Source organism: Streptococcus pneumoniae, assembly GCA_040719455.1.
Classification (GTDB): Bacteria; Bacillota; Bacilli; order Lactobacillales; family Streptococcaceae; genus Streptococcus; species Streptococcus pneumoniae_G.
Map to the genome: position 1 here is coordinate 1,479,080 of JBFDTN010000001.1, position 24,112 is coordinate 1,503,191.

Consider the following 24,112-nt stretch of genomic DNA (forward strand, 5'->3'; position numbering starts at 1 on the left):
AGAAAAATTGTAGAGAGGAGTTTTCTAAGACTGGCTTTATTCACAGGAACTATACACAAGATACGTCTTTTTCTAACTCACAAGACTTTACAATCATTCATTTTTCAGCAAAGTAAGACTCTATCTCCTGCTGGATTTGTTCATTCGCTAAGCTTCGCAGAAACTCTACGCAATATAAAAAAAGGTGCCTATCGACACCTTTTCTAGCCTTCAATTGCGTCACAAACATCTCCATGATCACAAAAAGGGAAGCAAGTCCCCCTTTTGTGATCATTACGATTTTGTTCCTTTTTCTACAAAATCAAGATTTTGCAGAGACTGACCGGCCCAATCTTATTTGTCAGTAAGAGCTGCAAGTCCTGGCAACACTTTACCTTCTAAGAGTTCCATTGAAGCTCCACCACCTGTAGAGATCCATGAGAATTTGTCTGCACGACCAAGATTGATAGCTGCTGCTGCTGAGTCACCACCACCAATGATTGATTTCACTTCTGGTTGTTTTACAATAGCATCCATCACACCAATTGTACCAGCTTGGAAGTCAGGATTTTCAAAGACACCCATAGGTCCGTTCCAAACAACTGTTTTCGCACCTGTAAGAGCTTCGTCAAATTTTGCAATTGATTTTGGACCGATATCAAGACCAAGGAATCCTGGATCAACTGCTTCGCCTTCAGTATCTTTTACTTCAGTGTAGTCTGCAAAGGCATTTGCTTCTTTTGAGTCCACTGGCAAGATCAATTTACCATTTGCTTTTTCAAGAAGAGCTTTTGCTACATCCAATTTATCTTCTTCCACAAGTGAGTTTCCGATTTCGATTCCTTGTGCTTTGTAGAATGTGTACGTCATTCCACCACCGATAAGGACTTTGTCTGCTTTTTCAAGAAGGTTTTCAATAACGCCAATCTTGTCAGAAACTTTTGAACCACCAAGGATGGCAACAAATGGACGAACTGGGTTTTCAACAGCTTCTTGGATGTAAGCAATTTCGTTTTCAAGAAGGAAACCTGCAACTGCTTTTTCAACGTTTGCTGAGATACCTACGTTTGAAGCGTGCGCACGGTGAGCTGTACCAAATGCGTCGTTGACAAAGATACCGTCTCCAAGAGAAGCCCAGTATTGACCAAGTTCTGCATCGTTTTTAGATTCTTTCTTACCGTCAACATCTTCAAAACGAGTGTTTTCAACCAAAAGAACTTGTCCGTCTTCAAGCGCATTGATTGCTGCTTCAAGCTCAGCACCACGAGTTACTCCTGGGATAAAGACAACATCTTGACCCAATTTTTCTGCCAAGTTTGCAGCAACTGGTGCAAGAGATTTTCCTTCCTTGTCAGCTTCTTCTTTCACACGACCAAGGTGAGAGAAGAGCACTGCACGTCCACCTTGCTCAAGGATATACTTGATTGTAGGAAGCGCTGCTGAAATACGGTTATCATTTGTAATCACGCCATCTTTCAAAGGTACGTTAAAGTCAACACGAACAAGGACTTTTTTCCCTTTCAAGTCAACGTCTTTTACAGTAAGTTTTGCCATTTTACAAAAACTCCTCTTCTTTATTTTATACTCTCTCATTATACCATATTTTGGAAATTAAGGGAAAGATTTCACAAGAAAAATCGAAAGAAAATTTTTTATGGTTGTTTAGTTTTAATTTCATGCGAGTCAACAAGTCGCAGGCAGAACTTAGCTTATCAAAAAAGGAGAGGGAATCCCCTCTCCTTAGTTAGTCAATTATTTTGCAATTTTTGCAAAGTACTCAAGAGTACGAACCAATTGAGCAGTGTATGACATTTCGTTATCATACCAAGAAACAACTTTCACCAATTGTTTTCCGTCAACGTCAAGAACTTTAGTTTGAGTTGCGTCAAACAATGAACCGTAAGCCATACCTACGATATCTGAAGAAACGATTGGATCTTCAGTGTAACCGTATGAATCATTTGCAGCAGCTTTCATTGCAGCATTTACTTCGTCAACAGTTACGTTTTTCTCAAGAACAGTTACCAATTCAGTTACTGATCCAGTTGGTGTAGGAACGCGTTGAGCAGCTCCGTCAAGTTTACCGTTCAATTCTGGGATTACAAGACCGATAGCTTTAGCCGCACCAGTTGAGTTAGGTACGATGTTTGCAGCACCAGCGCGAGCACGGCGAAGGTCACCACCACGGTGTGGTCCGTCAAGGATCATTTGGTCACCAGTGTAAGCGTGGATAGTTGTCATCAAACCTTGAACAACACCGAAGTTGTCTTGAAGTGCTTTAGCCATTGGAGCCAAGCAGTTTGTAGTACATGATGCACCAGAGATAACTGTTTCAGTACCATCAAGGATGTCATGGTTTGTGTTGAATACAACTGTTTTCACATCGTTTCCACCAGGTGCAGTGATAACAACTTTCTTAGCACCGTTAGCGTGGATGTGTTGCTCAGCTTTTTCTTTAGATGCAAAGAAACCAGTTGCTTCAAGAACGATTTCTACACCATCAGTAGCCCAGTCAATGTTTCCTGGCTCACGCTCAGCAGAAACTTTGATGAATTTACCGTTAACTTCAAATCCACCTTCTTTAACTTCCACAGTTCCGTCGAAACGACCTTGAGTTGTGTCGTATTTCAACAAGTGTGCAAGCATAACTGGATCTGTAAGGTCGTTGATGCGAGTAACTTCAACACCTTCTACATCTTGGATACGACGGAATGCAAGACGTCCGATACGACCGAAACCGTTAATACCAACTTTAACTACCATTTGTGATTTCCTCCTTATTGAAAATCAAAAAGATTTTTTTATGTGAAAAGAGTAACTTGATAAGATACAAATCATCTTTCAACATTCCTATTATATAACTAATTAAGAAAAAATGCAAGTGATTTCATTAGAATTAGAAATTTTATCATTTGTTTCATCGATTTTCATAGAAGGTTAGAGCATGGAAAAGGAGTGAGGAGAAATGATTTCTGTGAAATCATTTCTCCTCACTCCTTTATCTCTAATGTTGGCACAGCTTATAGAATATTGATTGAACAATATGTTACAAACCCGAAAAGTCTGCGTCAAACCGCAAGCTCTCTAAAAGGAAACAAGCCAAAGAACTTTCATCACAACCTCTTTTTATGCCTATTTAGCGATTTTTTGTATCCAGTATGATCGTCACAGGACCGTCATTGAGTAATTCAATTTTCATATCTGCTCCAAATTGACCGGTTTGAGTTGATACTTCAAGTAAGAGCTGTCTATTGAACTCCTCATACATGCTCTTTGCCTCTTCTGGCTTTGCTGCGCCTGTAAAGGCTGGACGGTTTCCTTTTTTCGTATCAGCATAAAGGGTAAATTGCGAAATGGATAAAATCTCTCCCTGGATGTCCTTGACACTCAGATTCATCTTGCCATCAGCATCCGAGAAAATGCGCATATTGACAATTTTTCGGACAGCATACTCTATATCCTCCATGGTATCACTAGGAGCAACACCGACAAGGAGCAAGAGCCCTTGCTGGATAGCGCCAATCACTTCATCATCAACACTCACAGAAGCGTGTTTTACACGTTGAATCACAATCTTCATCGACTCACCTACCCATTCGTCCGCTTAACAGAATAAACTTCTGGCACACTCTTAATCTTATCAACGACTGTGGTAAGCATCGATAGATTTGGAATCCCAAAGGAAACATGGATATTGGCAAATTTCATATCCTTGGTTGGTTGGGCATTGACCGTAGAGATGTTCCGAGTTTTGTTTGACAAGACCTGCAAGACATCGTTTAAAAGTCCTGTCCGATTCAGTCCATAAATATCAATATGAGCAATGTATTCCTTGCTTGAGTGATGGTCTTCCCACTCCACATCTAGCAGGCGTTGCTCATAATTATCTTGAGCTTTCAAGTTCATACAGTCCACACGGTGAATCGCTACACCACGTCCTTTGGTAATATAGCCCACAATAGCATCACCTGGTACAGGATTGCAGCATTTAGCAATTCGAATCAAAAGTCCAGATGCACCTTGGATAATGACACCACCTTCATGCTTGACCTTCAAGGTATCTTTGTTTTCAACCTTGACTTCGCCACCTTTGAGTAATTCTTCTGCTTCAGCACGAGCCTTGGCTTTTTCTTCCTCACGGCGTTCTTTTTCCGTCAAGCGATTGAAAATGGAAATAGCTCCTACTTCTCCAAAACCAATGGCTGCAAAAAGAGCATCCTCAGTCTTGTAGCTAGTCTTTTGCAGCACTTCTTCCATGTGCTTTTTATCCATGTATTTATTTGCCACATATCCCTGCTCTTGGAATTGTGCTTGCAAAAGTTCACGACCTTTGGAAATGGATAATTCCTTGTCTTGGTTTTTGAAAAATTGACGGATTTTATTGCGAGCCTTGCTGGTTTTGACCATATTGAGCCAGTCACGACTCGGTCCAAAGGAGTTACTATTGGTGATAATCTCAACTTGGTCCCCTGTTTTGAGCTTGGTCGTTAGAGGCACCATGCGACCATTAACCTTAGCACCTGTCGCTTTTTCTCCGACCTTAGTGTGGATCTCATAGGCAAAGTCAATGGGACCTGAGTCTTTCGGAAGCGAGCGAACCGCTCCGTCTGGTGTAAAGACATAGATTTCCTCAGCCAGATAATTTTCCTTGACCGAATCTACGAATTCTTTGGCATCATCGGACTGGTCTTGGAGCTCCATCATCTCCTTGATCCAATTCATCCCAATAGCGGATTCACGGCTATCAACCTGTCCTTTAATCCCCTTTTTATAAGCCCAGTGAGCTGCAACCCCATACTCTGCCACTTCGTGCATTTCCTTGGTTCTAATTTGAAACTCAATCGGACCTTTTGGTCCATAAACCGTCGTATGGATGGACTGATAGCCATTAGCCTTGCGATTAGCGATATAGTCTTTAAACCGCCCTGGCATTGGCCGCCATAACTCATGAATATAGCCCAACATGGCATAAACATCGCTCTGCGTGTCAAGGATACAACGGATAGCAATCAGGTCATAAATCTCATCAAAACGCTTTTTCTTATCCTGCATTTTTCGATAAATCGAATAGATATGCTTAGGACGACCATAGATTTTTCCATGCAGGTGGCGCTCAGCTGCATACGTCTCAATTTTACCGACTACTTCCTCGACCAAGGCCTCCCGCTCCCTGCGTTTTTCCTTCATCATGTGGGAAATCTTATAAAATTCAACGTCATTCAGATAGCGGAAAGACAAGTCTTCCAGTTCCCACTTGACGCTCGAAATCCCCAAGCGGTGTGCTAACGGAGCATAAATTTCCATCGTTTCTCGTGAAATCCGCTCCTGCTTGTCTTTGCGAAGGTGCTTGAGTGTACGCATATTGTGCAGGCGATCGGCTAGCTTGACTAAAATTACACGAATATCTTTGGACATTGCCATCAACATCTTGCGGTGATTTTCAGCCAACTGCTCTTCGTGAGACATATACTTGACTTTCCCGAGCTTGGTCACACCATCTACAATAATGCGCACATCTTCGCCAAACTCGCGCTCCAAATCATCTAACGTAGCATCCGTATCCTCCACAACATCATGCAAGAAACCACAGGACACTGTCACTGCATCTAATTTTAGCTTTGCTAAAATCCCTGCTACCTGGATCGGATGAATAATGTAAGGTTCCCCTGACTTGCGGAATTGCCCACTATGACAATCTACTGCATAAATCAAAGCCTTTTGCACAAAAGCCACATCTTCTGGGGATAAATACTCTCTGGTTAAGGCTACCACTTGGTCGCCTGTTAAGTTTACTTCTTTTGGCATCTTTCTCTCCAATTCTTCCTATCATTTTACCATTTTTAGAAGCAGAAGAAAACTGCTACTGCTTAAATAAGAGGGATTTCTTAAAAACCATTCCTATTATGATATAATAAAAATAGGATTATATCGGAGGTGAAAACTCATGAACCAAGCATTCCAACTTTAACTTAATTCTAAAGGAGGAATTTTCATGCTCAAACAACTCGTTTCTAAAAAATATCTATTTCTATACTTTTTGGCTATCAGCATTACTTGGCTGGAAGCCATCATCACCCCCACCCTAGTCAGATCATTGCAACATTCCAGTCCCAACAATTTAACAGGCTTGGTGCTATTATCACATTTAGCTTGCTGGGAAATGGGGTGTTATTGGTTGGTTTAGCTGGTAAGCGCTATTTCTATGCTAAAATTCTAGCAGACTTTCATCTTCACACTAAGACACGCCTTATAAAGAACTTTTTTACAAAAGAAATCTTGAAAAGTGAAGAAATAGTAGCAGCTATCGAAAAAGACATGCTTCAACTAGAACAAAATTACTTAGAACCCAGCCTCATTATTCTCTCAGCCATCGGCTTTACCAGCCTCTCCATTGTCTATGCACTCTTTTCCAATTTCTTTCTAGAAAGTCTTTTTATCCTTTTTTACTCCATTCCCGCTCTTTGCTCTGGTATCGGAAGTAAAAAACTAAACCACTATACGACAGAATTAGCGCAGACTCAAAAAGACTTTCTTACGACAATGACGGACTTTGTCAGAGGTAGTCGTATTATCCGTCAGTATCAGGCAGGAGCATTTATCACATACCGAGCCTCTAAGTCCCTACAAACGACTATCCAAAGCCAGCTCCATTATGAGAAACAGCGCACATTAAACAGCATTGTCATCAATGGCATTGACCTCGTCTGCTCTATCAGTCCCATTCTCATCGGTGGACTCATGACCTATCAGCAAAAGATTCTTCCAGCGCAATTCATCGCTATCTATTTAGTCAGCCATAATATTGGCTATCAATTTCAAGAAATCTCTTATTTTTTAAATACCTACAAATCAACAGCCTCACTGCGCCAACAGTATGCATTTTTATTAGAAGAAGATACAGATCTTCCTATGGAACATCCTGATAAACTGTTTCCAATCACCATAGAAAATTTAGACTTTTCCTACGGAAATCAAGTCATTTTCAGAGATTTTCAACTGACCATTCACAAAGGAGAAAAAATCGCTCTCATTGGAAAAAGTGGGAGTGGAAAGACGACTCTACTAGACTTGATTGCTGGAGATAAACAGCCCGACAAAGGACGCATTCTCTTTGCTGGACACAAATTATCACCTGAGAAAAGGAGGTCAGCTATCGGCTACATCCTCCAAGATAATCACTACTTTCCTAGTTTAACTTTAGTAGAAAATATCACACTTGGAAAAAATCATAATTGTCAAGCCATCCCAACCCTCCTATCTTCCTTGGGACTAGCAGAACATTCATCTCAGGAACATTTTTCAGGTGGGAACGCCAACGAATCGACATTGGCCGCGGCCTATTCCACGACAAAAACCTCCTCTTAGCCGATGAAATCAAATCGAGTTTAGATACCACAACCGCAAAGAAAGTCCAAAAAGCTCTCTTCACGCACCCACACACCCTAATCGAAGTCATCCATCACTATTCTCCTAAAGACTTAGCCTTGTACGACCAAGTCATTGTGATTGGAGAGAACTAAAACTAGCAAAAAGAGGTTGGGACAAAAGTACCCGACCTCGTTATATTTTGTAGTTCTAACAGTTTGACACAGTAGTTGTCTGGTTTATAGAAGAAGCTAGCGAATTGTTCTTCGCTAGCTCCCATTCCCAACCTTTCACAATTCTCAATTGTGAAAGCTAGTCAACTTGCGGGGTATGAACAGTCCAATGGACTGTTCATACCTGAGCCTAAAAATTGGAAAGCGAAGACTACAAAATCGATTTCGTCGAAATCACGATTTTTGTCCCACTCCCTTTTTCATTTTTAATACAAGTCAAGGTAGTTATCCACTTCCCATTGTGAGACAAAGGTTGCATAGCTTGCCCACTCGATTCGTTTCGCTTCTACAAAGTTAGTGTAGATGTGCTGACCAAGGGCTGCTTTTACAACTTCGTCTTCTGCCAAGGCTTTCAATGCATTGTGAAGCGTTGAGGGTAGGTCTGTAATCCCTGCTTCTTTGCGCTCTTCTGCAGACATGATATAGATATTTTCCTCGATAGGAGCTGGTGCTTCAATTTTATTTTCCACGCCATGTAAGCCGACCTCAAGGAGAACTGCCATGGCAATGTAAGGATTAGCCATTGGGTCAACTGAACGAAGTTCTAAGCGTGTCCCCATACCGCGAGATGCTGGTACCCGCACCAATGGTGAGCGGTTGCGTCCTGCCCAAGCGATATAAACGGGCGCTTCATAACCTGGAACCAAGCGTTTGTATGAATTGACCGTTGGGTTTGTAATGGCTGTAAAGTTATACGCATGCTTAATCAAACCACCCAAGAAATGATAGGCTGTTTGAGATAGCTGCATCCCTTTTGGATCTTGTGGGTCATAAAAAGCATTATTTCCGTCTTTGTCAAAAAGAGACATATTGCAGTGCATACCAGATCCTGCAATACCAAATTTTGGTTTTGCCATGAAGGTCGCATATAAGCCATGCTTTCTAGCAATGGTTTTTACGACAAGCTTAAAGAGCTGGATTTTATCACAGGCACGCAAGACCTCATCATACTTAAAATCAATCTCGTGCTGACCAACCGCTACCTCATGGTGGCTCGCTTCTACTTCAAAGCCCATCGTTGTCAAGACATTCACGATTTCACGGCGAGTATTGTCCGCCAAGTCTGTCGGCGCTAAGTCAAAATAGCCCCCCTTGTCATTGACTTCAAGCGTTGGATTGCCCTGTTCATCTAGCTTAAAGAGGAAAAATTCTGGCTCTGGTCCAAGGTTGAATGACTGAAAGCCTAGCTCTTCCATGTGTTTAAGAGCACGTTTGAGATTGCCACGAGGGTCGCCTTGGAATGGTACACCTTCTGTCGTGTACACATCACAAATCAAGCCAGCAACGCTGCCATTTTCATCTCCCCAAGGAAAGACAGTCCATGTATCCAAGTCTGGATAGAGATACATATCAGACTCGTTAATGCGCACAAATCCTTCGATAGAAGAACCGTCAAACATCGCCTTATTGGACAAAACTTTTTCAAGCTGCTCATCCGTTGCAGGAATTTCGACATTTTTCATGGTCCCTAAAATATCCGAGAACATCAAACGAATAAATGTGACATTCTTTTCTTTGACTTCGCGGCGGATGTCAGCTGCTGTGATTGGCATGGGTATATTTTCTCCTTATAAATCCTGATCTCATCTTTTGGTCATTGCATACGACCAAAGGGTGGAAGGGATGAAGCAAATCGACCTTGCTGCAAGATGTCATTGTGAAGCGCACGGCGAACATCTTTTTCAGTAATGGTCCGTTTGGACTTAGCTTCACGCTCAGCGTATTTTCTCTTGATAGCAGCGATATTATAGCCTTCAGCAATATAATCCTTGATTTCAAGCAAGCGATCCATATCATTTAAAGAATACATGCGGCGATTGCCTTCGTTTCGATCAGGCTTGATCAAATCTTGATCTTCATAATAACGAATCTGACGAGCTGTCAAATCCGTTAATTTCATAACACTGCCAATGGGAAAAACTGCCATATTGCGGCGAAACTCTTTTTCCTTCATTGCTTTTCCTTTCTTACACACTATTATAGTCTGAAAATTATTGTCTGTCAAGAATATATGTTAGAAATTCTAACACATATATTATTTTTTATCCTTCAGGAGAATTTGGCGAAGTCTTTCCACATCATAATTGACCAAGATGGCAATAAAAACACCGATAAATGTTTCAAATATTCTTGCCAAAACATAAACAAGGGTATCCCCTTCAGGAATGGATAAGGTGATAATCAAGAGGGCAGATACACCACCAATCACACCTGCTTTATTGTTCATCGCAACATTGGTCATGATGGTTAACATGGTACAAATCGGAACCAGCACTAAGGTGATGATAAAGTTATCTGCAAATAGTTGATTGATGATAAAAAATAGAACGGCGTAAAATCCGCCAATACTATTTCCCAAGATTCGTGATGTACCAAAATGCACACTCTGATCAAAATCCTCTCTCAAGCTGAAAACAGCTGTCAAAGCTGCGATTTGAAGACCTTTAAAGCCTAACAGATGAAAGAGGAGAAGAACGATAAACACAGCTAAGCCAGTTTTTAACGTCCGCATGCCTAAGCGAAATTTCGAGCGATCAAAGGCATATTTTTTCAAATAATTCATAACTCACTATTCTTTCTAGCTTTATTGTAACATATTTCTGATTAAAAAATAGTGATGAATTTGGCAAAATTCCTATTTTTCTATTGTTTATTTTTTAGTTGAGCCTGCGCTAAGCGACCATAGAGCAGATACGGTATTTGACGTAATTCTTCGACCGTTTTACAGCTCAAAGCACACATGATGAGGCGGATATCACTCTTCCAACCTTCAACAATAGCAATGACTTCTGATAGCGGTTTTGTTTCGATAAGCTCTAAAAGCGTACGCGACAACCCCACTCCCTTAGCACCTAAAACGAGGGCTTTGATCATATCAAGGGGGTGACGAACACCACCACTAGCCAATATCTCTATTTTATCTAGCATATCTTGTGCATGAAGAAGAACTTGGGCAGTCGTCTGTCCCCAGTCATTGAGATAGTCACGATTGCCTCCGCGACGATTTTCAATAAAGGCAAAGCTCGTTCCGCCGCGGCCAGAAATATCCACTGTCTTAATCCCTAGCTCATATGCCAACTCCATACTTTTCACATCCATACCAAAGCCCACTTCCTTGAGAACCAAAGGAACTAGAGATTTCTCTACATAGTCTTTGAGATGATCTCTCCAGTGGGCAAAGGTACGCTCACCCTCTGGCATGAGCAATTCTTGCATGACATTGACATGAACTTGTAAAAAGAGAGGGGATAAGTCTTCAATCGCCTTTTGCGCCGAACTATAAGGCTTATCAAGACCAATATTGGTCGCAAGGAGCAAGTCTGGATGATCTTCACGCACCGCATAGGATGTGTCCTTGGGATTTTTCAAGGCTGCACTGTAAGAACCTGTGACAAATAAAATGCCACAGGCTTCTGCCAATTGAGCCAATTTTTGATTGATATCTGCTGCTTTTTTGCTCCCTCCGGTCATAGCATTGATATAAAAGGGAAAATCCCAATCGCGTCCTGCAAAGTGAGTCGTCGTATCAATCTCAGCCAAGTCGTACAAGGGAAGAGAGCGATGAATCAGCTCTATATCATCAAAACTATTATACCCCCAAGGCTGCTCCAACGCATACTTGATATGCTGATCCTTTCGCTCTTCACTCATTTGATCCTAATTTCTCCTCATATAATACTTCTATGCCTTGTTCAGCCCAACGTTTTTTAAGCAGCAAACTACTCTCGTTTGAAAAGGATAGGGCAATCCCACAATCGCCTCCACCAGCACCACTGCTTTTTGCGACAGCGTCTAACTCATTTGCAGCTGCTTTTAAGACTTTAAGAGCTGGGGGATAGATACTAGGACTCAAAGCTTCTAACAGCTGAGAAGTTCTTTCTAAACTTGCTATTGCCTGCTCTTTGTCCCCAACTGTCAATGCATGCGCTAACTGCTTGACCTGCTGGTCTGTCTCTTGTAAAAATCTGTCTGTAATCGCGGATTTAACGTCTTCGACCATGTGAGTTGAAATAGCTGGTTGCTTAGTCCAACCCACTAAAAAATCACAAGATAATGATGACTTTAACACTTGAATCTCATATCCCCAGTCTTTCTCTAATACGACTTCTAAAGGATCTTGCTTCAAGGCTCTAGCAACTTTCTCACGATTAAAAGAGGTGTAACAAATCAAGTCACCATAGGCAATACAAGCCACATCTCCCATAGAACCATTGTCTCCACGCTTTAAAAGCGTTGCCGCCGCTAAGCGAAAGATCATATCAAAACTCAAAGTCACACCGTAAAGAGCTGCTATGGCACGAACTGTCAAAACCACGACACTACCGCTGGAGCCAAGACCAAATTTCTTACCTTCTTTTTCTAGTTTTCCTGTGATACTTAAAGAAAAAGGCATGCATTCAATCCCTTGACTTGTGAGATAGCTCTCCATCACCGCCACCGTATCCTGAATAAGAGCATAAGCAGGATCTGGAGTCAAATCCACCGTATAATCAAACATATCTGACTGCAAACGATAGTAAGCACTCGGCTCTATACTAGCCTGCATATAAAGAGGGATGTGTTTAATAATGGCTGATTGACCTGCAGTTAAGATGGCATATTCCCCTGCTAGATAGAGTTTCCCTCCACTTTTTACCTCATACTTGGTCATGAGTCAAATCCTTTGTTTTAGAGACAATCACTCGGTACTTCTCTTCAAAGATTGGCACTAAGTTTTCTAAATCCTTTTCCAAGCACAACACTTTGACATTGGGTCCTGCATCCATGGTGAAATAGCAGGCATGCCCGTTTTCTCGCACCTTTCGTACAAAATCCATAGCCTCATAACTTGCCTCTGTCAGATAAGAAAAGGCTGGAGTTGCGGTCTTAGTTGTCCCATGCATGGCAAGGGCATTTTGCTCAGTCAAGACTCCTACTTTTTCAAAATCATTTGTCTCTAAATACTGGAGCATATTCTTATAGTCCACTTCTGACTGGGCAATCCATTCTGCAAAGTTTGTAGAAGTTTCCACGCAACGCTTCATCCCCTCACGGCTCGAAATCGGCTTTTTCTGATCTTCTAAAACAAGCATAATCATGGCTAGCTGCAAATCTGTCTTAACAGGAAAGATCTCTCCGCTATCTTTGTCCCAAGCCGCCAAAGGTCCGTAAAAACTACGAGACGACGAACCTGAGGCGAGTTTTGCTTCCTGTGCCAATTCTTTGGTAGATAGCCCCAATTCAAAAAAGAGATTGCAGGCTTTCACAAGCGCAGATAAACCGCTTGAGCTAGACGAAAGACCTGCTGCAGTTGGCATGTTATTGGTGGTATCCACACGGACAAAGCCTGCTCCCATCGGACGATAACGGTCTAAGACCTTTCCAATCTTTTCATGCTCTGCCTGACTTTGCCGTTGTCCATTGATATAAAACTCATCTGCAACTGCTGTACTTGGCAAAGCAGATAGACTGGTATCTGTGTACATATTTTCCAGTGTGAGCGAAATACTGCTCGTTGCAGGTGTCACTGTTTTCGCATCCGCTTTCCCCCAATATTTGATGATGGCAATATTGGCGTATGAACGCACTGTTATAGGCTTTCTATCCATGTATTGACCGCACCTTTCTCCTGTAATCGCTGAGCCAATCGTTCAGCTTCTTTCCTTTCTTTAATAAGAGCGATAATACAGCCTCCAAGACCACCCCCGCTCATCTTTGCCCCTAAAGCACCCTCATTTAGAGCTAACTTGACTAGCTCATCTGCTTTTTCACAACTCACTCTAATCGCAGCTAAATAGCTATGAGCTTCTGTCATAGCCTGTCCAATCATTTCTAAATCACGCGCCTCAATGCCTTCTTCTATAAGCTTTGTGAGATTTCCCAGCTGATGGAGATTGTGAAGAGCGAGCCTTCCTGATTCTTCCACCTTTTGAATGGCTTCACGCGTATGCCCATGGATGCCTGTATCTGCAATCAAAAGATAAGCATCCAAGTCCACATCAAGCTCTGTGAAACCAACGTTCTTGATAAATTTAATCGCACGATTGCTCAAACAAGTCTTTGCATCCAACCCACTCGGATTCATGTGGGCAATCATCTCCGCACGATTGGCGAGGATTTCCAAGGTTTCTTCGTCTAAATCTTTCTCAAAATAATCAAAGACAGCCCGAATCGCAGCAATGCTGACCGCAGCGGATGACCCCATCCCCCGCTTTTCAGGCACCATAGAATCCACCTGACAACGGATATAAGCTTTATCAATCCCCAGATGATCCAACGCAGCAAAAACCGCCATAGATAGCGTATCTTCCTCATATAGCATCCAAGGACTCTCTGCAGGGACAATGCGACAAGTCACCTCGATATGATTGAGCGGTAGCGAAATCGCTGGATAACCATAGACCACAGCATGCTCCCCAATTAAAATAATTTTACTATGTGCCTTTCCGACACCCATTTCTTTTGTCATAGTCTCTTTCTCGCGTTTCTCTATTATATATTTTAATATATTTCACAAAAAAAAGCGATTTTTTGACGGCGAATTGTCAAATTAAGTGCACATTTATCCCATAAAAAACTTCATAAGGTGTTTTCCAGTTTAGACATTTTCGTGGTCTGTTATTTAATTTATCTTCCCATTCCTGAATGATTAAGTGTTCTACCTCTGTTAAGTCACTTCCTTTTGGAAAATACTCTCGCAATAAGCCATTTGTATTCTCGTTTGTTCCTCGTTGCCAAGGAGCATGAGGATCAGGAAAATAGACTTCGACATTTAGTTTCTCGGTGAGTTCAGGATGTCCTGAGAATTCCTTACCTCTATCAGGAGTCACTGTTTCTTTTGGTAGGGACTCTAACATATTTACCATGGCTTCTATAACCAATTTACTTTTCTTGACAGCTACTTTCTGAATTTTGAGGAAGCGGGAATGCCTATCAGTGAGTGTTACTAGGCAAGCTTTTCCAGTCTTTCCAGCAACAGTATCGGCTTCCCAATCACCTATTCTCGAGCGTTCATTAGCTGCTATTGGCCTCTCATGAATGGTATGAGAAATAGGAATTTTTCCTCGCTTTTCCACATGGGATTGTGTATGGCGTGTTTTACCATGGTGACGAAGTTTGCGAACAACCCCACGAGCACCATGTGAAAGAGGCGTGTCGTCAAAGTGACCGCGATAGATAGCTCTATAAATGGTTTGATAACTAATGACGGGTCTTTCTCGTTCTAAACGTAATCGCCCCTCAATTTCTTCTGGCGACCATTGACACTCAAGAAAAAGATGCTTGACGGTCTGACTGAGTTCAGTGTCTATTTCTAATTTCCTTTTTCGCCCACAATGCGATTTAGCGAGATGATAAGCTGTTTGTGCCCTACTAGGCGAATAGTTGCCTTGTTTTGAATGACGTTTTAATTCACGGCTAATACTTGAGGGGTGCCGATGTAATAGTCGTGCTATTTGAGAAAAGGTCATCCCTTTAGTACGATAAATCAGAATACTTTCTCGTTCATCTATGGTAAAATGATGGTAGCTCATAAGATTTCCTTTCGTAAGATGTTTGTTCAGTTTTATTTTACTAGAAAAAATCTTATGAGTTTTTATTGTGCACTTATATTGTAAATTCAAGACAGAAAAAAAGGAGTGAGACTCAATCGTGATTTTCTAAAAATCAACGATTTCACTCCTATATTTCTCCATTTGATGCAATCAAACAATTCTTAATCACATCTCGTAATTTTCTGCGTTCTTCTATCCATAAAGGACGGTCATCCTTATTATAGGTCCGATTGGTGAGAAAAATCACAGCTTCTTGTGATTTACGATTGACCATGATGAAAGGACCAGTATAGCCCGTATGATCCAGCCAATCTCCATCTAAATTCCAAGCAAGGCTACGCGTTTTACCCGCTTCTTTGGAAAAATTTTGAAAAAGATCTGCTGCAAAATCATCCTGCAAATAATGCTCTAAAAAGAGCTGCAAGTCTTTGACTGTCGAGAACAACCCCGCACTGCCAGCATGAATCCCCAAGACACGCGCCTTAGGGTCGTGAACAAGTCCTGCCTTTTTCCCACGAACCGTAGGAACAGCAATCTCTCGTGGACCAAAGCTTGTCTCAAGCATCTCCCAAGGCTGAAAAATCTCCCTATCGAAGATCTGAGCAAGAGACGCTCCATATAGATCCTCTAGTAAAAAACCAAGCAAAAGAAAATTCACATCTGTATAGTGAAAAGCCTTATCATCCCGTATATCAAGCTGATACAAGGCTGCTTTCAATTCACGAGATTCTAAACTATCTCGATTTGGAATAAACGGATCTAGTCCTGAAGTATGAGTCAAAAGCTCGCGAATCGTAATATCAGCATGGCGAAAAGCTGGCTGATAACTTTGAAAAGTCCGATCTAACTCAATCAAGCCCTGCTCTAAAGCAAAGATCGCGAGAGTTCCAACACCAACAACCTTGCTGACACTAGCCAAATCATAGATCAAACCAGCACTGGTCGCTTGGTGATTTTCCGGATCACTCTGACCGATATAATGCTCCTGCCACGCACCCTTTTGATACACCGCTAGGCTCGCACCTGGATAAAGCCCATCTTCCATTTGCTGCTTGATATAGGAGATTACTGTTTTCATACTCACACGCTTTCAACCCAGACTTCAATCTGGCTCTCGTCCTTGGTCACAAAGAATTTGCGAGATTTTGGAACAAAATTCTCTTTTCCGACAAATTGCTGCTCTAAATCAGCAACATCTATGCTGTCTACCATCCAGTGAATGGCTGCTAAATCCCAAGTTTTTCTAGCTTCTATGTCCAAATCAGCACCACTTGCCTCTTCAAAAGCCAAGAAATCTGAACTACCTGCTAAATTTTGATAAAAATCTGCTTTGCTTAAAGCAGATACATTCAGCTGAAGGCTCTCTACCTCAAACTCCGTCAATCCTTGAAAATCCTCTAAAGGCTCTATATCCTCAATAGACGCCACAGCAACAAGAGTGTCAAGAGTATCTTCACTATGAAGTAAGAAACAATCACCCTCAGGTGAGAGTGCTTCAAAAGCAAAGCCATGTTCTCCCTTGTAGAAAGTCACCCCTTTTTGTTCAGTTGCTAATAAACTGTCAATCTCTCGAGGATTAGCTACTTTTATACAAATCTTTTTAAGCTTTTTTGGCCCCTCAACCTTTCGAGCTCGATTGCTAGGAACTTCCTCTAAAATCAACTTCTCAAGTCGTGTCTTATCTCCAAGGCTAGTAAAGCCAGCATCTTCTAAGAGATTCGTCATCCCCATCACTTGCGTATAGAAGAGCAAATTGTGTTTTCGATTATTGATCGCCAAGGTTGGCACGGCTCTTACAATCCTATTTCTGTCAGTCATACTTTCCTCCAGTCTTTCTATTGTAAAAAAAAATTATAAATTTTTCAATCATTTATACGCAAATGTACTCTTCCTACACGTAAAAAAATCCACTGATTCATCCATTTCATGCCACTCCTTCTACAACTGATAGGATCTACAACAGAAGTGATAGGATCTACAACAGAAGCACGTGAGCCCTAACCATGAAAACTCTACAAATATAGTCATTTCGTTTTAATTTATTATGTCATTACCTCGTCTTGCCTAACCTCAGTTATGCCTGCGACTCGTTGCCTCGTACTAAATCAAAACTAAATAACTATTGCAAAAAAGAGCACAGACGAAAAATCCGTACTCTTCGGTATGTATGGCTCCTAACCAATCATCAAATCTACCAAGAGGCAGCAAAAAAATCTGGAGGTCAAACTCCAGATTTTTAATCTTATCCGTAAAGGACTTTGTAAAGTGCCACAGCAGCAATACCTGCTAGGATTGGTGCTACAACTGGTACCCAAGCATACCACCATTTTGAATCACCCTTGTGCTCACCAAGAACTGATTTTGGAAGGAGGAAGTGAAGGAAACGAGGTCCAAAGTCACGCGCAGGGTTTAGACCAGGTCCAGTAGGTCCTCCGATAGATGTTACAAGTGCCATCACAAGGAAACCAAGTGCCATGTGAGCCACAACAATCCCTGGATTCAAGTGCGCACCAAGTGCTACTTTTGCTTGGATATTTGCAACATCCATACCTTGTGTTTTTGCAAAGGCTGCTACTTCTGCACCGAAGTAATTTCTAGTCAAGCCCATCGCTGCAAAGAAGAGCACGAATGAACCGATGAACTCGTTAACAAATCCATTGATAGTTGCTGCTTTGCGAGATTCTGCAGTTCCGTGGTCAATACTTGAAATCGTTCCAAATGTTCCCAAGATGTGGTTTGCATTTGTTGTTTGCAAGAAATATGGGCGGTAAGCTGCGACAACCATCAACTGACCAAAGATAGCTCCCAAGACTTGCGCCAAGATGTATGGTGCTACTTGTGCCCATGGGAAGTAGCCACTCACAGCAAGTCCCAAAGTAAAGGCTGGGTTGATGTGGTTTCCTGATACATTTCCAAACATAAGGGCTGGCATCATCACACCCATACCATATCCAATCGCAATCACAAGCCAACCACTTTGGTGACCTTTTGTTCCTTTTAATTCAACATTGGCAACGGCACCATTTCCCAAAATGATGAGTAGGGCTGTTCCCAAGAATTCTGTGATATACTTCACAGTCCATGTAACGTCCATTTTTTTCTCCTCTTTTTATATAATTTTTAGACAAACCCTATTCTATCAAGTATAATGGAGAATGTAAAGGTTATTTTCACAAAAAATACAAAAAGGAGAGATGTATGCGCTTTAATCAATTTAGTTACACGAAAAACGATGAAAAAACAATGAAACTAGAATTGGAAGAGCTTGGATTTTCCTATCATGAAGAAGTTTCTGATAAGAAAAATCTCGAACATTTCGTTCGTCGTTGCTTGTTTACCTATGAAAACACCGACTATGCTCTTTACCAGCTCTTGGCAGATTTTGAAACAGACTTTCTGACCTTCTGCCAATCTGAGAGTGATTTGACAAGCGACATCTTTTATATGGTCGCCTTTCAACTCCTTGGCTTTGTGCCACATGTGGATTTTGACGAGATTGACAAATTCCGCAAAGAGATTGCTTTTCCGATTCCGTTTGGCAATCTCCTTGACAATCTCTATCAGCTACTCAATACCCGTAAGAAAGATGGCAATACCTTGATTGACAGCTTGGTTAGCCAAGGTCTCATCGCAGAAGATAATCACTACCATTTCTTTAATGGAAAGAGCCTAGCAACCTTTGACACCCATAATCTCATTCGTGAAGTAGTCTATGTTGAAAGCTTGGTCGATACAGACGGCGATGGTCTAGGAGATCTCATCAAGGTTAGCATTTTACGACCTAAGACTGACGCTAAAATCCCTGCCATGATGACAGCAAGCCCCTACCACCAAGGAGTCAACGACAAGGCAAGTGACAAAGCCCTGCAAAATATGAATGTTGATTTAGAGGTCAAAAAAGCCCACACCATCACGGTAGAAGATAGCACTGTCTCATTTCTTGAGCCACAGCATCCAAAACACATCGGCAACAGCACCGAAAAACTCGGTCCTATCGGTACTTACAGTCTAAACGACTATCTTTTGTCACGAGGATTTGCCAATCTCTATGTCTCAGGCGTTGGTACGAAAAATTCCCAAGGGATGATGACAAGCGGTGACTACCAGCAAATCGAAGCTTATAAGAATGTCATCGACTGGCTCAACGGTCGCGCAACAGCCTATACGGATCACACTAGAACAACTGCCGTCTTAGCCGACTGGGCAAATGGCAAGGTCGCTACAACAGGTCTTTCCTATCTCGGCACCATGTCAAATGGTCTAGCTACAACAGGGGTTGATGGACTAGAAGTCATTATCGCAGAAGCTGGTATCTCATCTTGGTACAATTACTACCGTGAAAACGGATTGGTCACGAGTCCTGGGGGCTATCCCGGTGAGGATTTGGACTCGCTCACAGCTTTTACCTATTCGCGCGATCTTCTAGGCGGAGATTATCTACGCAACCATGCTGCTTATCAAAATTTCTTTGACAAGCAACGCTCTGAACTAGAACGCACATCTGGTGATTACAATCAATTTTGGCATGACCGCAACTATCTGCCTCATACCCACAAGGTCAAGGCTGAGGTCGTCTTTACCCACGGTACACAAGACTGGAATGTGAAGCCAATCCATGTCTACCAAATGTTTCACGCCCTTCCTCACACAATCAAAAAACATCTCTTTTTCCACCACGGTGAGCATGTCTATATGAACAACTGGCAGTCCATTGACTTCCGCGAGTCTATGAATGCTCTCTTGACAAAAAAACTCATCGGAGAACCATCTGATTTTGAGCTTCCAACAATCATCTGGCAGGATAACCAAACCCCTCAAAACTGGGAGACTTTGGAGGACTTTGGCACCAAGAAAATCTGCACACTTCCTCTAGGAGATGAGGAAAAAACCATCCATAATCCATACAAACAAGAAGACTATGAGCGTTATAGCAAGAACTATCAGACTTTTAAAGACGATTTATTTACCGATAAAGCCCAGCAGGTAACGATTGATTTGACTCTGGAAGAAGATCTCTTCATCAATGGTGCTATCACGCTTCATCTACGCTTAGCCTCATCGAGCAATAAAGGCTTGATTTCCGCACAGGTTCTTGATTTAGGCAAGAAAAAACGCTTAACTTCTCTCCCTCGTGTCATCAGCTCACGCTCTCTTGATAATGGACGATATTTTGCCCAAGAGCATTTGATGGAATTGCCTTTTGTCGAAACATCGCATCGGGTCATTAGCAAGGGTCATATGAATTTGCAAAATCGCACCGATTTACTGGTCATTGAAGATATTCAGCCTCAAGAATGTATGGAATGCGACCTGCGCTTACAACCAACGATCTATCGTATGAAAAAAGGAGACAAGCTCCGTGTTATTCTCTATACGACAGACTTTGAACATACCGTTCGTGACAAAACAGACTACCAGCTAACCGTGGATTTGAGTGCCTCTTCTATCCTAATTCCTAGTGAGATTTAGGAAAATCCTATAAAGAGGAGCACGCTTTCTCTAAAAAATTCCATCACTTCTTTCTAAACATCGTAAAAAGGACTAAATAGTCCCTCAGACTGAAGACAAACTCCAACTTCAGAAAAACGTTGCATTTATATTTAATTTTCTGTGGTTTCATGGTTAGAAAATTTACGAGAGTGGCGAGCACAATACCGCCGCCGTACTAAAAGTGACAGAAAGCGCTGATATGAATGACGTTTTCTGTCACTCGAATCTTCGAGACTTTAGACTCGAAGATTAATCATGGAATTCCAAAGAAAGTCGCTGATGTCCGAAAGCACATAAGGATGGTGGCATTAAAAAGACCTTTTCTTCAAACTGAGACAATATCCTTGATATTGCCTACTGAGTTTTCAAGTCTAGTTTCTAGCTTTCTTTTAGAATATGGTATAATAGAGAGAATAAAAGAAAAGGAGAATCACCACCTATGATGAACATGCAAAATATCATGAAACAAGCGCAAAAAATGCAAAAGCAAATGGAAAAAAGTCAAGCAGAATTAGCTGCGACCGAATTTGTCGGAAAATCTGCCCAAGGTTTGGTGACAGCGACTTTTACAGGAGATAAAAAATTAGTCAAGATTGATTTCCAAGCAGCTGTCGTAGATCCAGAAGACATCGAAACACTCTCTGACATGACGATGCAAGCAGTGAATCATGCTTTATCACAAATCGACGACGCTACTAAGCAAAAATTGGGTGCCTTTGCTGGCAAATTACCATTCTAAGAACAAAAAAAGGAGGTTTGGACAAAAGTACCTAACTTCCTTATTTTTATAGTTTGAACAGTTTGACGCAGTCTTGTCGCTGGGTTCAATGCATCAGTGGAGCTATTTACGAGAACAGAAAGTTGTGAGCAACTTATCCAAAACATTGATAAATCAATATTCTATTAAAAGAAGCTAGCGAACTTATCTTCGCTAGCCCTATTTCCAACCTTTCATAATTCTCAATTGTGAAAGCGTCAACTTGCGGGATACTAACAGTCCAGTGGACTGTTAGTACCCGAGCTTGGAAATTCGAAAGCGAGGCTAGTCCAGTGAACTGTTCATAGTTGAGCCTAAAAATTGGAAAGTGGAGACTACAAAATCGATTTCTGCGAAATCACGATTGAGCCCCACTCCTTTTTTTATAGGCAATCGCTCTTTTGGCTAAAAGTTAAACATATCCACCATCCGCAAAGTGAGCATTTGCAGATAACTTCTATCTTTTTTATAAGTTTCCAAGCTCTCTTTCAGCAAGCTTAACTCATCTGTAATAATGCCATTGACGCCTAGATGGAGCGAGCGCTCGATCGTCTCCTCATCATTCACAGTCCAATCATAAACCTCTTTCTGACTGAAGAGGGCTTTCAATATGAAATTTTCATCTAATGTCGAGTATTCCATGGTGTAGCCGGTCGCACTTGTCTGCGGAAAGATGGTATTATAAGGCAGGATAAAAAAGACAGGAATCTGATACGGACTCTCTAGGACAGACTCCACCACATGGTAGTCAAGAGAGTGCATTTGGTGCCCTTTTTCTTCGATGATTTTGCCGTATTTTTCTAAAAATCGCTTCATCATCTCTGGTGAATCCTTGGGACTGGTCTTGATTTCAATCAAAAGTTTTTGACCGAGTTCGTCCGCACGCTCAAGATAAGCCTCAAAACTTGGAATCTTTGCCTGATGTCCATTTTCAGAAACTTCTAACGCTGTCAGCTCTGCCAAGGTAAAATCTTGCGGACGACCATCAACACCAGCTAGCTCTTTCAAATTGGCATCGTGCATCATGACAAACTCATGATCCTTGGTTTCTTGGATATCCATCTCAATCAAGTCGGGCTTGAGTTTTGCGGTCAACTCTAAAGCTTCAAGCGTATTTTGCACACCATTTGCCTGATCGACCCCGCGATGGGAGATGGTCAAGGGCATTTTTTCCGTTGGAAATTGCAGGTAAATCACGGCTTGCAGAGTGAAAATCCCAGCTGACATTGTTAGAATAGCTATTAGACGCACAAGCCTCGGACGGCGATACTTCTCCTGCCTACGTCCTTCCTCATAAGAGAATGCTACAAATGCCAAAAGAAAATAAACCAAAACAGCATAATAGCAAAATTCAAGAAATACATAGTTGGCGACCGCTGCATAAAATGAAATAGCATTATCCAGCTGATCTGCAAAGGATTGAGTCACTATCACCATAAATATAACTAGCGAACACAAAATCGTTACTTTCATCGTCAGCCACATCAAACGCCACATAGAGCGCCAGAACTTCCGATGAGTCTTAGCGACGCTGTATGCAATCGCTTCTCGTACAGTTCTCCCCTCGCAAAATATCTGTGGCAGCGTAAACATTAAACGTGTACTAAGCCAAAAGGCGAGAATTGAAAATGCTAGCAAAAGCAAGGCAACCCAAGAATTTCGACTGATGTATTCCAAAATAAACTCAGGAATCAAGAGTTTATTGAGATAATAAATCTTCAGAATCCGTCTCAAAAAAGGAAAGAGACCACTGGCATAAAGGAGGACAAAGAGAATCTTACTAAGTCTAGCTTGCTTTAGCACGCGCAAACTTTCTTGCGCCGTTGCCCGTAAAAAAGCAGGAAGCGTCTCATGACCTTTCACCCATAGCTCATGAATCCCTACCACAATCGTCCCCATTTGCCAGTACACAAGAAGAAGATTGAGCAGAAACACCAGCAGTAAAGCAAGAGCCACCAAGGGAGAGGCAAGCATCACAGCTACTGCATTTGTGTAAGACAGATACAAAAAGCCCGTTTGCTGGAGTAAAAAGTCTGACACCAAGGAACTAAAGGGAATCCAAATCCCTTCCATAAATAGAAAGAGTAGGAAAAAGAGGACTAAAACCTTATCAAACTGGCGATAAAGAGTTTCTAGGACTGGCCTTTTCTTACGCATCGTCTCCTCCGAAAAAGGCAGAGAGATCTAAGCCATTAAAAGTCCCTTGAAATTCCTCTTCTTGTTCATGAAGCCAAGACTTACTCTCGTCTAGTTCCTTGAACTGTTCATAGATTTGGGCAGTCATGCGCGCATCTTCTAAGCTATTATGCGCTCGACCTGTCAATCCTAGAAAGCGAGCAACCGTGCTGAGCCGAAGATTGGCAATCCCATGCAAATCCTTGCTTCTTCTCGCAAGCGCCTCTTCATATACATCGACACAGTATTGATTAGTAACATCCAAACCATTTTCTAGCAAAATCGGTAAATCACTTTTTTGCCCATTATAGCCGATGAGAGGTAGCTCTCCCACAAAATCCTCAAACTCTGCCAAGACTGTCTCTACTCTTGGCGCGTGAAGTAAGTGCTCCGACGTAATTCCTGTTAATCCATTGATAAAACTCTTTAAGGGAACATCGGTGTGCACATAGCTATCAAATTGCCCAATCTCGACATGCTTGTCCATCTTGACAGCCGACACTTGAATCAAATGAAAAAATCCTTTATATTCGGTAAATTCCAAGTCAAAGGCGATATAGGTTTCTAACGATTTCATTTTC

General features: G+C 41.8%; 20 protein-coding genes. 3 read left to right on the forward strand and 17 right to left on the reverse strand.

The features are described 5' to 3' along the window. Positions 1-333: 333 nt before the first annotated feature. The 4 genes from AB1I63_07145 to AB1I63_07160 all read right to left on the reverse strand — a co-directional run bounded on the left by AB1I63_07145 (position 334) and on the right by AB1I63_07160 (position 5,784). On the reverse strand, positions 334-1,533 hold the full coding sequence (locus tag AB1I63_07145; GenBank protein MEW4354646.1) for a phosphoglycerate kinase: 1,200 nt from the start codon (positions 1,531-1,533) through the stop codon (positions 334-336). Between the two features lie 198 nt (positions 1,534-1,731). Continuing rightward, positions 1,732-2,742, reverse strand: a complete 1,011-nt coding sequence (gene gap / locus AB1I63_07150; GenBank protein ID MEW4354647.1) for a type I glyceraldehyde-3-phosphate dehydrogenase — start codon at positions 2,740-2,742, stop codon at positions 1,732-1,734. Between the two features lie 373 nt (positions 2,743-3,115). Beyond that, positions 3,116-3,559 (reverse strand): D-aminoacyl-tRNA deacylase, encoded by a 444-nt coding sequence (dtd, locus tag AB1I63_07155; GenBank protein ID MEW4354648.1) that lies wholly within the window; start codon positions 3,557-3,559, stop codon positions 3,116-3,118. An 8-nt stretch (positions 3,560-3,567) separates the two neighbouring features. Then, complete coding sequence (locus AB1I63_07160) at positions 3,568-5,784, reverse strand: bifunctional (p)ppGpp synthetase/guanosine-3',5'-bis(diphosphate) 3'-pyrophosphohydrolase (protein ID MEW4354649.1); 2,217 nt, start codon at positions 5,782-5,784, stop codon at positions 3,568-3,570. 249 nt (positions 5,785-6,033) lie between these two features. Between AB1I63_07160 and AB1I63_07165 the strand changes: the two genes are divergently transcribed. After that, complete coding sequence (locus AB1I63_07165; protein ID MEW4354650.1) at positions 6,034-7,344, forward strand: ABC transporter ATP-binding protein; 1,311 nt, start codon at positions 6,034-6,036, stop codon at positions 7,342-7,344. A 439-nt stretch (positions 7,345-7,783) separates the two neighbouring features. Here the strand turns inward: AB1I63_07165 and glnA are convergent, their stop codons facing one another. From glnA to gla, 11 genes are all read right to left on the reverse strand, one after another. Further along, positions 7,784-9,130, reverse strand: coding sequence for a type I glutamate--ammonia ligase (glnA, locus tag AB1I63_07170; GenBank protein MEW4354651.1), 1,347 nt, complete (start codon positions 9,128-9,130; stop codon positions 7,784-7,786). Positions 9,131-9,171: 41 nt separating this feature from the next. Continuing rightward, the gene (locus AB1I63_07175; protein MEW4354652.1) at positions 9,172-9,531 is read right to left on the reverse strand and encodes a MerR family transcriptional regulator; all 360 of its coding nucleotides are present in this window, start codon (positions 9,529-9,531) and stop codon (positions 9,172-9,174) included. Between the two features lie 81 nt (positions 9,532-9,612). Further along, entirely contained in the window at positions 9,613-10,140 is a 528-nt protein-coding gene (locus AB1I63_07180) for an aromatic acid exporter family protein (protein MEW4354653.1), read from the reverse strand. Between the two features lie 80 nt (positions 10,141-10,220). Continuing rightward, positions 10,221-11,228 (reverse strand): type 2 isopentenyl-diphosphate Delta-isomerase, encoded by a 1,008-nt coding sequence (fni, locus tag AB1I63_07185; protein ID MEW4354654.1) that lies wholly within the window; start codon positions 11,226-11,228, stop codon positions 10,221-10,223. Continuing rightward, positions 11,221-12,228 carry a phosphomevalonate kinase gene (locus AB1I63_07190; protein ID MEW4354655.1) on the reverse strand — a complete coding sequence of 336 codons (1,008 nt, stop codon included), beginning with the start codon at positions 12,226-12,228 and terminating at the stop codon, positions 11,221-11,223. The genes fni and AB1I63_07190 overlap by 8 nt, the downstream gene beginning before the upstream one ends. After that, positions 12,215-13,165 (reverse strand): diphosphomevalonate decarboxylase, encoded by a 951-nt coding sequence (gene mvaD / locus AB1I63_07195; GenBank protein MEW4354656.1) that lies wholly within the window; start codon positions 13,163-13,165, stop codon positions 12,215-12,217. Before mvaD ends, AB1I63_07190 begins: the two co-directional genes overlap by 14 nt. Continuing rightward, positions 13,147-14,025 (reverse strand): mevalonate kinase, encoded by an 879-nt coding sequence (gene mvk / locus AB1I63_07200; GenBank protein ID MEW4354657.1) that lies wholly within the window; start codon positions 14,023-14,025, stop codon positions 13,147-13,149. The genes mvaD and mvk overlap by 19 nt, the downstream gene beginning before the upstream one ends. Positions 14,026-14,101: 76 nt before the next feature. Beyond that, positions 14,102-15,088 carry an IS30 family transposase gene (locus AB1I63_07205; GenBank protein ID MEW4354658.1) on the reverse strand — a complete coding sequence of 329 codons (987 nt, stop codon included), beginning with the start codon at positions 15,086-15,088 and terminating at the stop codon, positions 14,102-14,104. Between the two features lie 148 nt (positions 15,089-15,236). Beyond that, a complete protein-coding gene (locus AB1I63_07210) occupies positions 15,237-16,193 on the reverse strand; it encodes a serine hydrolase domain-containing protein (GenBank protein MEW4354659.1) in 957 nt (318 codons plus the stop codon). Next, positions 16,190-16,927: a CppA N-terminal domain-containing protein gene (locus tag AB1I63_07215; protein MEW4354660.1), complete on the reverse strand. Its 738-nt coding sequence runs from the start codon at positions 16,925-16,927 to the stop codon at positions 16,190-16,192. The genes AB1I63_07210 and AB1I63_07215 overlap by 4 nt, the downstream gene beginning before the upstream one ends. Positions 16,928-17,351: 424 nt before the next feature. Then, positions 17,352-18,203: an aquaglyceroporin Gla gene (gene gla, locus AB1I63_07220; GenBank protein MEW4354661.1), complete on the reverse strand. Its 852-nt coding sequence runs from the start codon at positions 18,201-18,203 to the stop codon at positions 17,352-17,354. 104 nt (positions 18,204-18,307) lie between these two features. On the opposite strand from gla, the gene AB1I63_07225 reads away from it, so the two are divergent. Further along, entirely contained in the window at positions 18,308-20,578 is a 2,271-nt protein-coding gene (locus AB1I63_07225) for a Xaa-Pro dipeptidyl-peptidase (GenBank protein MEW4354662.1), read from the forward strand. A gap of 460 nt (positions 20,579-21,038) precedes the next feature. After that, on the forward strand, positions 21,039-21,338 hold the full coding sequence (locus AB1I63_07230) for a YbaB/EbfC family nucleoid-associated protein (protein ID MEW4354663.1): 300 nt from the start codon (positions 21,039-21,041) through the stop codon (positions 21,336-21,338). A 423-nt stretch (positions 21,339-21,761) separates the two neighbouring features. Here AB1I63_07230 and AB1I63_07235 read toward each other — a convergent pair whose 3' ends face one another. Next, positions 21,762-23,513: a glycerophosphodiester phosphodiesterase gene (locus tag AB1I63_07235; protein ID MEW4354664.1), complete on the reverse strand. Its 1,752-nt coding sequence runs from the start codon at positions 23,511-23,513 to the stop codon at positions 21,762-21,764. Beyond that, entirely contained in the window at positions 23,506-24,108 is a 603-nt protein-coding gene (locus AB1I63_07240) for a 3'-5' exonuclease (GenBank protein ID MEW4354665.1), read from the reverse strand. Before AB1I63_07240 ends, AB1I63_07235 begins: the two co-directional genes overlap by 8 nt. Positions 24,109-24,112: the final 4 nt, after the last annotated feature.

Coding starts and splice junctions, on each gene's coding strand:
- AB1I63_07190 (MEW4354655.1), bottom strand. CDS start 12,228: ATGACCAAGTATGAGGTAAAAAGTGGAGGGAAACTCTATCTAGCAGGG.
- mvaD (MEW4354656.1), bottom strand. CDS start 13,165: ATGGATAGAAAGCCTATAACAGTGCGTTCATACGCCAATATTGCCATC.
- AB1I63_07215 (MEW4354660.1), bottom strand. CDS start 16,927: ATGACTGACAGAAATAGGATTGTAAGAGCCGTGCCAACCTTGGCGATC.
- AB1I63_07160 (MEW4354649.1), bottom strand. CDS start 5,784: ATGCCAAAAGAAGTAAACTTAACAGGCGACCAAGTGGTAGCCTTAACC.
- gap (MEW4354647.1), bottom strand. CDS start 2,742: ATGGTAGTTAAAGTTGGTATTAACGGTTTCGGTCGTATCGGACGTCTT.
- AB1I63_07240 (MEW4354665.1), bottom strand. CDS start 24,108: ATGAAATCGTTAGAAACCTATATCGCCTTTGACTTGGAATTTACCGAA.
- AB1I63_07230 (MEW4354663.1), top strand. CDS start 21,039: ATGATGAACATGCAAAATATCATGAAACAAGCGCAAAAAATGCAAAAG.
- AB1I63_07180 (MEW4354653.1), bottom strand. CDS start 10,140: ATGAATTATTTGAAAAAATATGCCTTTGATCGCTCGAAATTTCGCTTA.
- AB1I63_07145 (MEW4354646.1), bottom strand. CDS start 1,533: ATGGCAAAACTTACTGTAAAAGACGTTGACTTGAAAGGGAAAAAAGTC.
- AB1I63_07175 (MEW4354652.1), bottom strand. CDS start 9,531: ATGAAGGAAAAAGAGTTTCGCCGCAATATGGCAGTTTTTCCCATTGGC.
- gla (MEW4354661.1), bottom strand. CDS start 18,203: ATGGACGTTACATGGACTGTGAAGTATATCACAGAATTCTTGGGAACA.
- AB1I63_07235 (MEW4354664.1), bottom strand. CDS start 23,513: ATGCGTAAGAAAAGGCCAGTCCTAGAAACTCTTTATCGCCAGTTTGAT.
- mvk (MEW4354657.1), bottom strand. CDS start 14,025: ATGACAAAAGAAATGGGTGTCGGAAAGGCACATAGTAAAATTATTTTA.
- fni (MEW4354654.1), bottom strand. CDS start 11,228: ATGAGTGAAGAGCGAAAGGATCAGCATATCAAGTATGCGTTGGAGCAG.
- dtd (MEW4354648.1), bottom strand. CDS start 3,559: ATGAAGATTGTGATTCAACGTGTAAAACACGCTTCTGTGAGTGTTGAT.
- AB1I63_07205 (MEW4354658.1), bottom strand. CDS start 15,088: ATGAGCTACCATCATTTTACCATAGATGAACGAGAAAGTATTCTGATT.
- glnA (MEW4354651.1), bottom strand. CDS start 9,130: ATGCCAATCACAGCAGCTGACATCCGCCGCGAAGTCAAAGAAAAGAAT.
- AB1I63_07225 (MEW4354662.1), top strand. CDS start 18,308: ATGCGCTTTAATCAATTTAGTTACACGAAAAACGATGAAAAAACAATG.